This window comes from Tateyamaria sp. 7Alg 36 (assembly GCF_059882455.1).
Genome location: NZ_CM187613.1, coordinates 189,318 through 202,980 on the forward strand (window position 1 = coordinate 189,318; position 13,663 = coordinate 202,980).

Annotated in this window: 10 protein-coding genes, 1 tRNA gene and 1 pseudogene; 5 read left to right on the plus strand and 7 right to left on the minus strand. The window is 60.5% G+C overall.

Annotated features, from left to right (window positions below; translation table 11 throughout):
* Window positions 1–38: 38 nt before the first annotated feature.
* The 6 genes from trpE to fabI all read right to left on the minus strand — a co-directional run bounded on the left by trpE (window position 39) and on the right by fabI (window position 6,702).
* A complete protein-coding gene (gene trpE / locus AC6GQJ_RS00905) occupies window positions 39–1,547 on the minus strand; it encodes an anthranilate synthase component I (RefSeq protein WP_500770856.1) in 1,509 nt (502 codons plus the stop codon).
* Window positions 1,547–3,391: a peptidyl-prolyl cis-trans isomerase gene (locus AC6GQJ_RS00910; RefSeq protein ID WP_500770858.1), complete on the minus strand. Its 1,845-nt coding sequence runs from the start codon at window positions 3,389–3,391 to the stop codon at window positions 1,547–1,549. Before AC6GQJ_RS00910 ends, trpE begins: the two co-directional genes overlap by 1 nt.
* Window positions 3,392–3,470: 79 nt before the next feature.
* Complete coding sequence (locus AC6GQJ_RS00915) at window positions 3,471–4,646, minus strand: aminotransferase (RefSeq protein WP_500770860.1); 1,176 nt, start codon at window positions 4,644–4,646, stop codon at window positions 3,471–3,473.
* Window positions 4,647–4,760: 114 nt separating this feature from the next.
* Window positions 4,761–5,276 (minus strand): xanthine phosphoribosyltransferase, encoded by a 516-nt coding sequence (gene gpt / locus AC6GQJ_RS00920; RefSeq protein ID WP_500770862.1) that lies wholly within the window; start codon window positions 5,274–5,276, stop codon window positions 4,761–4,763.
* 1 nt (window position 5,277) lies between these two features.
* Window positions 5,278–5,886, minus strand: coding sequence for a LysE family transporter (locus AC6GQJ_RS00925; RefSeq protein ID WP_500770864.1), 609 nt, complete (start codon window positions 5,884–5,886; stop codon window positions 5,278–5,280).
* Window positions 5,887–5,895: 9 nt separating this feature from the next.
* A complete protein-coding gene (gene fabI / locus AC6GQJ_RS00930; RefSeq protein WP_500770866.1) occupies window positions 5,896–6,702 on the minus strand; it encodes an enoyl-ACP reductase FabI in 807 nt (268 codons plus the stop codon).
* A gap of 179 nt (window positions 6,703–6,881) precedes the next feature.
* Between fabI and pdxH the strand changes: the two are divergent.
* The 4 genes and pseudogenes from pdxH to AC6GQJ_RS00950 all read left to right on the plus strand — a co-directional run.
* Window positions 6,882–7,490 (plus strand): annotated as a pseudogene (pdxH, locus tag AC6GQJ_RS00935) (pyridoxamine 5'-phosphate oxidase); the annotation flags it as partial.
* Window positions 7,491–7,605: 115 nt separating this feature from the next.
* On the plus strand, window positions 7,606–8,145 hold the full coding sequence (locus AC6GQJ_RS00940) for a cold-shock protein (RefSeq protein WP_500770868.1): 540 nt from the start codon (window positions 7,606–7,608) through the stop codon (window positions 8,143–8,145).
* Between the two features lie 52 nt (window positions 8,146–8,197).
* Window positions 8,198–8,641 carry a DUF192 domain-containing protein gene (locus AC6GQJ_RS00945; protein ID WP_500773984.1) on the plus strand — a complete coding sequence of 148 codons (444 nt, stop codon included), beginning with the start codon at window positions 8,198–8,200 and terminating at the stop codon, window positions 8,639–8,641.
* A 43-nt stretch (window positions 8,642–8,684) separates the two neighbouring features.
* Window positions 8,685–8,761 (plus strand) — tRNA-Pro (locus AC6GQJ_RS00950).
* An 80-nt stretch (window positions 8,762–8,841) separates the two neighbouring features.
* On the opposite strand, the gene AC6GQJ_RS00955 is transcribed toward AC6GQJ_RS00950, so the two are convergent.
* Window positions 8,842–9,210 carry a hypothetical protein gene (locus AC6GQJ_RS00955; protein ID WP_500770870.1) on the minus strand — a complete coding sequence of 123 codons (369 nt, stop codon included), beginning with the start codon at window positions 9,208–9,210 and terminating at the stop codon, window positions 8,842–8,844.
* Between the two features lie 632 nt (window positions 9,211–9,842).
* On the opposite strand from AC6GQJ_RS00955, the gene AC6GQJ_RS00960 reads away from it, so the two are divergent.
* Window positions 9,843–13,505, plus strand: a complete 3,663-nt coding sequence (locus AC6GQJ_RS00960) for a vitamin B12-dependent ribonucleotide reductase (RefSeq protein ID WP_500770872.1) — start codon at window positions 9,843–9,845, stop codon at window positions 13,503–13,505.
* Window positions 13,506–13,663: the final 158 nt, after the last annotated feature.

Here is a 13,663-nt window from a genome sequence, read left to right on the forward strand (position 1 = left end):
CCGGATGGCCACAGGCGCTGCCCATGGTCAGAAAAGGATCACGAGTTGCCACCGCCGAACCGTGCAGCATCTTCTGCCGCCCGCCGGATCGCGCCGGATTTGTGCACAGTCTCCATATACTCGGCCTCGGCATCGCTGTCATAGACAACGCCGCCACCGGCCTGGATATAAAGCTTCTCGTCCCGCAGCACCGCGGTACGCAGGGCAATACACATGTCCATATCGCCGCCCGCACTGAAATACCCGACACCGCCGCCATAGACGCCGCGCTTTTCCGGCTCCAACTCGTCGATGATCTCCATCGCGCGCACTTTGGGCGCGCCGGACACAGTGCCCGCTGGCATACCGGCAAAGAACGCATCGAGCGCATCCTTGCCCTCGGCCAGTTCGCCCACCACGTTCGACACGATGTGCATCACGTGGGAATAGCGTTCGACGATGAATTCCTCGGTCGGGCGCACGGTGCCGATCTTGGCGACACGGCCCACATCGTTGCGCCCCAGATCCAGCAGCATCAGATGCTCGGCAAGTTCCTTCTTGTCGGCCAGCAGATCCGCCTCCAGTGCGTTGTCTTCGGCAGGGGTCGCGCCACGGGGGCGGGTGCCTGCCACGGGGCGGATCGTGATCTCGTTGCCGAACACGCGGACAAGGATTTCGGGGCTGGCCCCGATCACCTGAAAGTCGCCGAAGTTGAAATAGAACATGAAGGGCGACGGGTTGGTGCGGCGCAAACTGCGATACAGCGAGAAGGGCGGTTCCTTGAACTCTTGCGTCCAGCGCTGTGCAGGCACGACCTGAAAGATATCGCCCGCCTTGATATATTCGCGGGCCTTCTCGACCGCCTCTTTGTAGCCGGACTTGGTAAAGTTCGACACAGGTTCGGCAATAGGGCTGGAGGCGCCAAGGTTGCGTGTCTCCATCGGCATGGCGCGGTCCAGATCGCGCACCGCGTCCATCACACGCTCGGCCGCTTGGGCATAGGCGGCGCGTGCGGATTGCCCGTCATTGACCCACGCAGGGGACACCACGGTGACCTCGCCCTTGACCCCGTCCAGCACCGCCACGACCGACGGGCGCAGCATGATCGCATCCGGCACGCCCAGCACATCGGGGTTCACATCGGGCAGATGTTCCACCAGCCGGATCATGTCATAGCCCAGATAACCGAATAGCCCCGCCGCCGCTTGCGGCAGATCCTCGGGCAGGTCGATGCGGCTTTCCGCGATCAGGTCGCGCAGCACATCCAGCGGATTGCCCGGCGCATCCTCGAACGCGTCGGGGTCAAAGCGGCAGCGGCGGTTGATCTCAGACGAGGTGCCATTGCAGCGCCAGATCAGGTCCGGCTTCATCCCGACAATGGAATAGCGCCCGCGCACTTCGCCGCCGGTCACGGATTCCAGCACAAACGCGTCTTTCTGTGCGCCTGTCAGTTTCAACATCAGCGACACAGGCGTGTCGAGGTCCGCCGCAAGGCGGGTATACACCAACTGGTTTTCACCGGCCTCGAAGCGGCGGGCGAAATCGTCGAATTCAGGTATCAGAGCCATCAGGGGAAATTCACGTGGACCGCGTCCAGTGCCTGTTGATTGATTTGCGGACCGGCGCGCATGACGACATCCTCGCCAAACACGTTGAACAGTTCGGCGGCCACAGTCTGGCCGATTTCCCTGCTCAGGGTTTCGGTTTCGGCGGTCGCTTCTTCGCTGTCGCCAATCGGGTTGATCGCATCCACACGGACGATCAGCACCGAGCCAAAGCCTTGGATGATGCGCACCTCGCCGGTCTCCATCTCGAAGACGGCGGGCATGAAGGCAGGCGGCGTGCCTTGCACAAAGGCGCTGCGGTCAAGGTCCAGTTCGGCAATCGCGTCAAAACCCTGATCAGCAAAGCTTTCGCCAGCCTCAAGCGCGGGCAGGGCGGCTTCGGCCTGTGCGGTCAGGCGCGCTTCGGTCTGCTCGGCTTCCCAGTTGGCCTGCACGTTCTGCTTGGCCTCTTCGAACGGGGCAGGGCGCGGGGCAAGGGTTTCGTCCAGACGCATGGCGACGATGCCGCCGTCGTCCAGCGATACAATTTCCGGGAAATCATCCTCGGTCAGTTTCTGGGCGGCGTCGCGGAACCCGTCATAGGCCCCGATGCCTTCGCCCTGGGCCTCGAACCAGTCGATGGTGCCCAGCTTCATGTCAGTTTCGCTGTCGAGTTCCTCAAGCGTGGCACCACCGGCGAGCATGTCGTCGATGTCGCTTGCCAGCACGTTCACCTGACGGCGGGCAGCGTCCAGCGACAACCGCTCGCGCAGTTGCACCGATGCGTCCTCAAACGAGGTGTTCTGCGCGGGCAGAATGCCGTTCACACGGAACAGGGCAGGGCCAAGCGCCGAGGGCAACGGGCCGACAACATCGCCCACTTCGGCGTTGAATACAGCCTCGCCAGCGGCATCGAGTTCAAGGCGGGATACATCGCCCAGATCGACATCCTGCAAGGTCAGGCCACGGTCCTGCACAAGGGTTTCGAAAGTGGCACCATTTACCTCAAGCTGCGCGGCGGCGCGGTCTGCGGATTCGGGGTCCAGATAGACAAGGCGTTCGACAAGGCGACGCTCGGGCGTGTTGAACTCGTCCGCGCGGGCGTCATATTCGGCGCGCAGGGTCGCTTCCTCGATCGTCATGCTGTCTTGGATCATATCGGGCAGCAGCACCGCATAGGTGATGCGCTTGGTCTCGGGCAGTTGGTAGTCGTCAAGGTTTGCCTCGTAATAGGCGCGCAATTCGTCTTCGGTCACCTCGGGCAGCGGTTCGGCCAGATCGGACTGGCCGAGACGCACCCATGTGAAATCCCGTGTCTCGCCAAGGAAGGACACGAGCGCCTTGGCATAGGTGTCGGGCATGGTCACGCCGGACATGATCGCCCCTTGCAACAACGAACGTGACACTTCCTCGCGCAGTTGCGTTTCGAACTCGGCCTCGCTGCTGCCGCTTTGTTCCAGCGCAAAGCGATAGGCGTCGCGGTCAAAGCTGCCGTCCAGCCCCTGAAAGGCGGGAATGTTCAGGATTTCATCGCGCAGGGTCTCGTCCCCGACGCTCAGGCCCATCATCTCTGTTTCGTGGTCCAGCGCACGGGCACGCACAAGACGGGCCAGAACCGCCTGATCCAAGCTCAGTTCCTGCGCTTGGGCAAAGGTCAGCTGCGAGCCGGTCTGGCGGCTGGCGGACTGGATTTCCTGTTGCAGGTTGCGCGCATAGGTCTGGATATCAATGTGCTTGTCCCCGACGCTGCCGATGGTGCGCAGCGTGCCCGACAGGTTGGTTGCCCCAAAGCCGCCAAGGCCAAGGATCAGCAGGCCCATAAGGACCCAGACTGCGGTTTTCGAAACGGTGTTTGAGCCCTTGGCCATGTGCGCCCTCTTCTGGGGTTACGGAATGTTGTCGCGATGTCTATCGGGGCGCGCGGTGGCGGGCAAGGGCGGTTGGCCGCTAAAGGTCCAGCGCGCCCAGCCTGTCGTACAGGGTCGCGATGCCCTCGGCGTCAAGATTGGCGAACGCGATGCGCAATTGACGCGCGCCCTCTGTCGCGCCCTCGGGGTTGAACATCGTGCCGGGCAGGCACAGAACGCCCGCCTCTTTCACCATCAGTGGCGCAAGATCGGCCGAGGACATGGCGAACGGATGCTCGAAATAGGCGAAATACGCGCCCAGTCCCAACAGCTTCCAGCCTTTGGCCTCAAGCGCCGGAAAGCCCGCTGTGATTGCTGCGCGTCGCCCAAGGATTTCTGCCCGCTCGCCTGCGACCCACTGGCCAAGGTTCTCGAGCCCCCACAGGGCGGCGTATTGCCCGATCTGGCCTGGGCAGATGGCCACCGTATCAAGGAACTTCTCGGCCTCGGCCAAGCGCGCGGGCGAGGATATCAAAGCCCCCACACGATGCCCCGTCAGGCGGTAGGTCTTGGAGAAGGAATACAGGTGGATGAACGTCTCGTCCCAACCATCCATCTGGAACAGGGGATGCGGCACGCCGGAGCGGCTGTCAAAATCGCGGTAAGTTTCATCAACAATCAACGCAATGCCACGCGCCCGCGCCAACTCGTAAAAGGCGAGCACAAGCTCTGCCGGATACTCAACGCCCGCGGGGTTGTTAGGCGTCACCAGCGCAATCGCACGGGTGCGGTCGGTGATCAGGGCCGCTGCTGCATCGACATCCGGCAGCATCTGCGCACCTACCGGCAGGGCAACCGAGCGCACGCCTGCCATATCCAGCCACATTTTGTGGTTGAAATACCAAGGGGTTGGTAGAATGACCTCATCCCCCTCGGCGCACAATGTCGCAATTGCCGCTGCAAAGGCCTGATTGCAGCCAGAGGTGATACAGACATTCTCGCCACGCGTCTCCGCACCATAATGCGTGTTGATCTGCGCGCTCAGCGCGTCCCGCAACGCGGGCATCCCCAGAACTGGCCCGTACAGGTGCGCGTCATCCCGCGACAGGGCCGCATCCGCCATGGCCTGCCGCAATGCTGGGGGAGGTGGGTCAACCGGTGCCGCCTGACTGACATTGATCAACGGGCGATCCGCGCCAAAGGTCACGCCCTCCAGCCAGCGGCGTGATTCCATCACTGGCGGGGCGAAAGTGGCGGCGGTACGGGACAGTGTCATTGGGATACTCTGCTTTCATCTGTGGGATTTTGCATATTTATCGGAACAATGATGGAGGCAGAGGCCTCCCCATCATTGTTCTTCAAATATGCCCGCCGGAGGCATGAAATCTGATCAGTCAGTGCCGCGATAAGGTTCGACATATTGCAGGGCCATGTCCCACGGGAAGAAGATCCACGTGTCCTGACTGACGCCGGTGATGAACGTGTCGACCATCGGTTCGCCTTTGGGTTTGGCATAGACGGTGGCGAAGTGGGCGTTGGGATAGAGCTGGCGCACAAGTTCCAACGTTTTGCCGGAATCCACCAGATCGTCGAGCACGAGTATGCCGGTGCCGTCGCCCATCAGTTCGGCATCGGGGGCCTTAAGCACTTGTGCCTCGCCTTGGTTCTGGTGGCTGTAGGATTTGACGCTGATCGTGTCCACAGTGCGGATGTCGAGTTCGCGCGCGACGATCATCGCGGGGGCCATGCCGCCGCGAGTGATGGCAACGATGGCCTTCCATCCGCCGTCTTCGGGGCCTTTGCCGTCGAGACGCCATGCCAATGCGCGGCTGTCGCGATGGATCTGGTCCCAGCTGATGTGAAAGCCTTTTTCGTGGGGCAGGCGGCTTGGGTCTTTGGCGGACATGCTATTTCTCCAGTATCAGTCGCAGGCCCAAGGCCCCCAGAAGGGTGGCGGCGATGCGGTTAAGGGCAGGTTTGAGGCGGGTATAGGCACGCTGCGCGGGCGGCGCGCCGAGGCAGAGTGCAAAAACAGTGTAGAACGCAATTTCCAGCAGCCAGTGGTTCGCGACGATCACGGCGATGTCGGTGGCTGTCAGGGCGTTAGGGAACACTACAACGATCACGGCGGCGGCAAACAGCATGGATTTGGGGTTGGCGAAGTTCACCAACATACCCGACAGTACGGCCTTGCCGCGCGGCATCGCGGCTTTGCCCAACGGATCGGTCGCGTGACGCCATGTCTGGATCGCGATCCAGATCAGATAGGCAGCGCCCGCCAGTTTCAGCGCGGCATAGGTCCATGGAAACAGGGTAAACACTGCCTCAAGCCCCAGTAGGGCCGCCAATGTCCATGCGGCGGCGGCAGTGCCTAGGCCGAGCCCCGTCAGAATGCCCGCGCTGCGCCCTGCGGCCACAGTTGTCTTCATGAAGTAGAGCAGCGCCGCCCCCGGGGCCGCAATCGCGGCGAGCAGCACCCCGTTGAACAGCAGCAAGTCGGCGAGGGTCAGGGTCATGGCGCGCCCTCAGCCCTTGGAGATGTCCGGCGCGTCCACGGCCTTCATACCGACCACATGGTATCCGGCGTCCACGTGCAGGTTCTCGCCCGTGGTGCCGCTGGACAGATCGGACAGAAGATAGAGTGCGGATTTGCCCACGTCCTCGATTGTCACATTGCGGCGCAGGGGCGAGTTGTATTCGTTCCACTTCATGATGTAGCGGAAGTCGCCGATGCCGGAGGCGGCGAGCGTCTTGATCGGACCGGCGCTGATCGCGTTCACGCGGATACCGTCCTTGCCCAGATCTTCGGCCAGATATTTTACCGACGCCTCAAGCGCGGCCTTGGCAACACCCATCACGTTGTAGTGCGGCATGACCTGTTCGGCCCCGTAATAGGTGAGGGTGACCGCACTGCCGCCCGGGTTCATCATCTTTTCCGCGCGCGCCATCACAGCCGTAAAGGAATAGACGGAGATATCCATGGTCATGGTAAAGTTGTCGCGGCTGGTATCGACATAGCGGCCACGCAGTTCGTTTTTATCGGAAAAGCCAATGGCGTGGACCAGAAAATCCAGGGAACCCCAGCGTTCCTTCAGGTCGGCAAACAGCGCGTCCATCGACGCCTCGTCGCCCACATCGCAGGGCAGCACGATGTCACTGCCCAATTGGGCGGCCAGCGGATCGACACGCTTTTTCAACGCTTCGCCCTGATAGGAAAAGGCCAACTCTGCACCCGCATCGGCCAGCGCACGCGCAATGCCCCATGCAATGGATTTGTCGTTGGCAAGGCCCATGATGAGACCTCGCTTGCCTGCCATAAGGTCTGTTGCCATGAATATGCCCACCCGTCGCTTAGTTACTGGCGTTCAGCTTTAGGCCATCAACCCCACCGCATCAAGAGAGTGCGCACATGCAGTATACCTCTGCATTCGCGCACGATGACCTATACTTACGGGGTAGTTGCGCGCCCTGTATAGCGGGGATAGCTCTTTAAGACAGGCGCAAGGAGGCGACCATGGCCGACCGTGACGGCAAATTTGCAGGTGACGACCCGTTCGAAATCGTACGTGCGTGGATGTCCGAAGCAGAAGCTCAGGAACTGAACGATCCCAATGCCATCGCACTTTCAACGGTGGATGACAGCGGGATGCCTAATGCGCGCATGGTGCTGCTGAAGGATGTCGAGGATGACGCCTTTGTCTTTTATACCAACTATGGCAGCGCCAAAGCGGCCGAGCTGGACGGGGCGCGGAAGGCGGCATTCGTGATGCACTGGAAATCGCTGCGGCGCCAGATCCGTGTGCGCGGCCATGTCGAGAAAGAGGACGGTCCGCAGGCGGATGAGTATTATGCCTCGCGCTCCCTCAAATCCCGCCTTGGGGCGTGGGCGTCGGATCAAAGCCAGCCCTTGGACGGGCGGGCGACGCTGATGGCAAAAGTGGCAAAGGTCACGGCGCAGCATGGCACCAACCCGAAACGCCCCCCGTTCTGGGGCGGATACCGCATTATTCCGACCGAGATCGAATTTTGGGCGGATGGTGCATTCCGGTTGCATGACCGCTTTCGCTGGACCCGTAATGCGCGGGATGATGCATGGGAAATCGTGCGACTGAACCCGTGATTTCACGTTACGTGAAATGCAAGCCTTTGGGCGGACACAACTATTTAACTTGAGCCGGACATCAAATTCGGTGCACATGAAAGCAGAAATTGTTTTCGCAACAGAAAGAAACCTCGTGCAGGACGCAGCAGACCAGACACAAGACGTATCGGGAACCGTTAAATGGTTTGACCCGGTCAAAGGGTTTGGCTTTGTCGTAGCCGACGATGGCGGCGTTGATATCTTGCTGCATATCAACGTGTTGCGAAACTTCGGCCAATCGTCGGTGGCAGACGGCACAGTATTGACCGTGCGCACCCAAAAGACGGAGCGCGGCGTGCAGGCGGTTGAGGTGCTGAGCATCCATCCCCCCGCATCCGGTGACGGCTCTACACTCAGCGACTTTGCCGAGGTGGACCCCGAAACACTGGCGCAGGCGCCGCTGGAACCGGGACGGGTGAAATGGTTCGACAAGGGCAAGGGCTTTGGCTTTGCCAATATCTTCGGTTCGCCCGAGGATGTGTTCCTGCATGTCGAAGTGTTGCGTCGTTCCGGTCTCAGCGACCTTGCCCCGGGTGAGGCGCTGGCCCTTCGGGTGATCGACGGCAAACGCGGGCGCATGGCGGCGGAAGTCATGCCATGGGAAGCGGGCAACACGGGCGAGCGTGATGGGTAAAACGCCTCACGCCCGAACCCGCGCCGTTCTGTGGCGCTGTGTCTTCGGGGTGATGTCGTTTTGTCTGGCACCTGCCGTCGCGGTGGCGTCGGAATGCCGCGAAGATACAGTCTGGATCAAAGGCGCGTTCGGGCAGGCGCGGTTCACCGTGGAGATCGCGGATGACGAACAGGAGCGCGCCATCGGCCTGATGAACCGCGCCTCAATGCCCACATTGGCGGGCATGTTGTTCATCTATGACCGCCCCAGCCGTCTGTCCTTCTGGATGCGCAACACGCTGATCGAACTCGACATGTTGTTCGTAGATTCGGCAGGGGTGATTCAAAACATCCATCACCGCGCGATTCCCCTCGACGAGACACCGATTCATGGCGGCACGGGGCTGACCCATGTGCTCGAAATCAACGGTGGACTGGCAAAAAACATCGGGATTTCCGTCGGAGACGCGCTTCGGCACCCGAGCTTTGAAAAAGACGTGGCATCTTGGCCCTGTTAGGTCTTTTCAATCCCGCAAACACCATTTAAGAGAGCCGCACGGTCGGAGCGTGGCGCAGCCTGGTAGCGCACCTGTTTTGGGTACAGGGGGTCGGAGGTTCGAATCCTCTCGCTCCGACCATTTCCAAAAATAGCTGAACTTGCTGGTTGGGCCTTGGGCCTGACGCGATACGGCTTGGGCCGTACCGCCAACGTATCTGCCTAGTTGCGGCTGACACCGCCTGTGGCGGCCAGCAGTTGATCCATCAGAGAATCCAGATCGCGCTGTTTAAAATAGATGCGGCGCGGGTTGCCGGATTTCTGCACGACCTCGGCGAAGTAGGATAGCTCGACCACAAAGTCGTCGGCATCCATCGCTGTCTTCTTTTGCACAACCAGTGTCGGCGCTTGCAGCGCACCATCATATTGCAGCACCAGAAACGCGGCCAGATCCGGCGGCGGCAGGATGCGGCATTGCAGAACCGAGCGCGAAACAATGCGCAGTTCATCCCCCGGTGAGTCGCAGGAAGAGCGGAACGCCACATCTAGCGGGGCAGGGGTTTCTGCGAAAACTGCCCGTCGAACAGGCAAATCTTGTTCCGAGGTGGCTATTGTTTCTACATATTGTGGTGCGCAGGCGCCAAGGGCGACCAGCAAAGCGGTAAAAATGGGTCGCATAGGGGCCTCGTTTCAAGAATGCCACACAGGACCACATTTTCCGCATAGCAGCAAAACCTTTCTATCTGGGCGGGTGGAGCCTGTGGATAACTTAAGGCGAAGCATCCACAGATCGCTGTAAGTCGGCCCGATTCAAAGCAAATTTCCGCCCCTGCCTCGGGATGAAATTTCTGACCAAAAAAGCGGCGTTAACCAATTGAATCGGTACGGTGCCGTGCGGCCCCCGCGCCAGCAGCCGGTCAAGGCAAAAGTTGCCCAAAAAGTTTTAAAATTGCGTTGACGAAGGCGGTCCAAATACGCCAGTTTGTGCGGGCTGGGTCACTCAACACAATATGTAGTGGTTAACGCTAAGGGGCGAGAGACCGGGCACAAGGGACAGACTAGCATCATTGATCGGGCGCAATTCACCTTGCGCTTGCACGGTAGACAACGCGTTTACCGGACCGATGAAGACGTATTTGACCCCTTGTGCAGCACGCCATTTGGGCCCCCGCAACGTCGGGCGGGTCTGACACGATAAACATGCTGAATAACGAGGCAGCGCGATGAAAATTGAAAGACAGTTCACCAAAGCCGATCAGGACGCCTACGCGGATCTGAACTTCGTGACCACCGTGTCCGAGATCCGCAATCCGGATGGCACCATCGTGTTCCGTCTTGATAACGTCGAGGTTCCCGCCAAGTGGAGCCAGGTTGCCAGCGACGTCATCGCGCAGAAATACTTCCGCAAGGCGGGCGTGCCCTCCAAGCTGGTCAAGATCAAGGAAGCCGACGTTCCCGAGTTCCTGTGGCGCTCCAAGGCCGCGCCAGACGCCGAAATGGGGGGCGAGACGTCTTCCAAGCAGGTATTTGACCGACTGGCTGGTGCATGGGCCTATTGGGGTTGGAAAGGTGGCTATTTCACCACCGAAGAAGACGCCAAAGCCTATTACGACGAAATGCGCCACATGCTGGCGACACAGCGCGCCGCACCCAACAGCCCGCAGTGGTTCAACACCGGCCTGCACTGGGCCTATGGCATCGATGGCCCCGCACAGGGCCACCACTATGTCGATTACAAATCCGGCAAGCTGACCAAATCCAAATCCTCCTACGAGCACCCGCAGCCGCACGCCTGCTTTATCCAGTCCGTGTCCGACGATCTGGTGAACGACGGCGGCATCATGGACCTGTGGGTCCGCGAGGCGCGCCTGTTCAAATACGGCTCCGGCACGGGCACGAACTTCTCGTCCCTGCGCGGCGAGGGCGAAAAGCTGTCCGGTGGCGGCAAGTCCTCGGGCCTGATGGGCTTCCTGAAAATCGGTGACCGCGCGGCGGGCGCGATCAAGTCGGGCGGCACCACGCGCCGTGCGGCCAAGATGGTGATCGTCGATGCGGACCACCCCGATATCGAGGACTTCATCAACTGGAAGGTGATCGAGGAGCAGAAAGTGGCGTCCATCGTCGCCGGTTCCAAGATGCACGAAGAGAAACTCAACGGTCTGTTCGCCGCGATCAAGGCATGGGACGGCTCCGAAGACGACGCCTATGACCCCAAGAAGAACGACGCACTGAAAGAGGCGGTCAAAGCCGCCAAACGCGTCGCCATTCCCGAAACATATGTGAAACGTGTGCTCGACTATGCCAAGCAGGGCCACACGTCGATCGAATTCCCGACCTATGACACCGACTGGGATTCCGAAGCCTACAACTCGGTCTCGGGCCAGAACTCCAACAACTCGATCCGCGTCACAAACGCGTTCCTGACGGCTGTTGAAAAAGACGCCGATTGGGAACTGATCAGCCGTGTGGACGGGTCGGTCACCAAAACCGTCAAGGCACGCGATCTTTGGGCACAGGTTGGTCACGCCGCATGGGCTTGCGCCGATCCGGGAATCCAGTACCACGACACCGTCAACGACTGGCACACATGCCCCGCAGACGGCCCGATCCGCGGCTCTAACCCGTGCTCGGAATACATGTTCCTTGACGACACGGCCTGTAACCTTGCCTCGATGAACCTGCTGACCTTCCTCAAGGACGGCGAGTTTCAGGTCGAAGACTACATGCACGCCGCCCGTTTGTGGACCGTGACGCTGGAAATCAGCGTGATGATGGCGCAGTTCCCGTCCAAGGAAATCGCGCAGCGGTCCTATGACTTCCGCACGCTGGGTCTGGGTTATGCCAACATCGGCGGCCTGCTGATGAACATGGGTCACGGCTATGACAGCGACGAAGGCCGCGCCCTGTGTGGTGCGCTGACCGCGATCATGACCGGTGTTGCCTACGCCACCTCTGCCGAGATGGCGGGCGAGTTGGGTCCATTCCCCGGCTACAAAAAGAACGCCGACCACATGCTGCGGGTGATGCGCAACCACCGCACCGCCGCCTATGGCCGCTCGGAAGGGTACGAGGAACTGTCGGTCAAGCCTGTGCCGCTGGATCACGCCAATTGCCCCGATGCGCGTCTGGTCGACATTGCCAAATCCACATGGGACGAGGCGTTGAAACTGGGCGAGGCCAACGGCTATCGCAACGCACAGACGTCTGTGATCGCGCCCACGGGCACAATCGGTCTGGTAATGGACTGCGACACAACTGGAATCGAGCCTGACTTCGCCCTCGTGAAGTTCAAAAAGCTCGCCGGTGGTGGCTACTTCAAGATCATCAACCGCTCGGTTCCTGCCGCGCTGGAAAACCTCGGCTATGGCTCGGCCCAGATCGAAGAGATCGTCAGCTATGCTGTCGGCCACGGCTCTATTGGGAACAGCCCTGCGATCAACCACACATCGCTTGCAGGCCACGGGTTCGGCCCGAACGAACTGGCCAAGGTCGATGCCGCGCTTGAATCGGCCTTCGATATCCGGTTCGTGTTCAACCAGTGGACACTGGGCGAGGATTTCTGCACCGGCGTTCTGGGCATCCCGTCCGCCAAGCTGAACGATCCAAGCTTTGATCTGCTGAAATCGCTGGGCTTCTCGAAAGCCGATATCGAGGCTGCCAACGACCACGTCTGCGGCACCATGACCCTCGAAGGGGCGCCGCACCTCAAGGAAGAGCATTACCACATCTTCGACTGCGCCAACCCGTGCGGCAAGAAAGGCAAGCGTTTCCTGAAGGTTGACAGCCACATCACCATGATGGCCGCTGCGCAGTCCTTTATCTCGGGTGCGATCAGCAAAACGATCAACATGCCCAACGATGCCACCATCGAGGACTGCCAGAAGGCGTATGAGCTGTCGTGGTCGCTGGGGGTGAAGGCGAACGCGCTGTACCGTGACGGCTCCAAACTGTCGCAACCTCTGGCCGCGTCGCTGGTCGAGGATGATGACGATGCCGCAGAAGTGCTGGAAAGCGGCTCGCCCGTTGAAAAGGCGGCGGTACTGGCCGAGAAGATCGTCGAAAAGGTGATCGTCAAGGAGATCATCAAGAGCCACCGCGAGAAGATGCCGCAACGCCGCAAGGGCTATACCCAGAAGGCGATTGTGGGCGGGCACAAAGTGTACCTGCGCACCGGCGAATACGAAGATGGCAACCTTGGCGAAATCTTTATCGACATGCACAAGGAAGGTGCCGGTTTCCGCGCCATGATGAACAACTTCGCCATCGCGGTGTCGGTTGGTCTGCAATATGGCGTGCCGCTTGAGGAATTCGTGGACGCGTTCACCTTCACCAAGTTCGAACCCGCAGGCATGGTGCAGGGCAACGACAGCATCAAGAACGCGACGTCGATCCTTGACTACGTGTTCCGCGAACTGGCCGTCAGCTATCTGGACCGTACCGATCTGGCCCATGTCAAACCCGAAGGCGAAACGTTCGACAGCATCGGGCGCGGCGTGGAGGAAGGCATCACCAACGTTTCTGAGCTAAGCGAAAGCGCTGCGTCGAAATCGCTGGAAGTGCTGAAACAGATCAGCTCGGCAGGCTATCTGCGCAAGCGGATGCCGCAGGATCTGGTGGTGCTTCAGGGCGGTATGACAGATGTGGCCACCGCAAGCGCGTCCTTGCAGGGGCTGGCACCGGATGTGGCCGTGAACGGCGGCGTCGCTGTCAGCAGCACCACAACCACGGCTGTGTCCTCGGGCTCGGTCAGCATGGATGCGCGCACCAAGGCCAAGATGCAGGGCTATGAAGGCGAGGCCTGCGGCGAGTGCGGCAACTACACGCTGGTGCGCAACGGCACCTGCATGAAGTGCAACACCTGCGGCGGCACGTCTGGGTGTAGCTAAAGAGTTACGCGTCCCGGTAAGGGGCGCGAGGGGGCCGGTTTACGCCGGTCCCCGACGAGACGGGTGGGGCTGTTCTTTATGTTCCCCCACCTATTCCGGGGCGGATGCGTTCGCTCCTGACGACGTTCAGGCCGCAGGCAAAAAAGTACCGGGCGGTT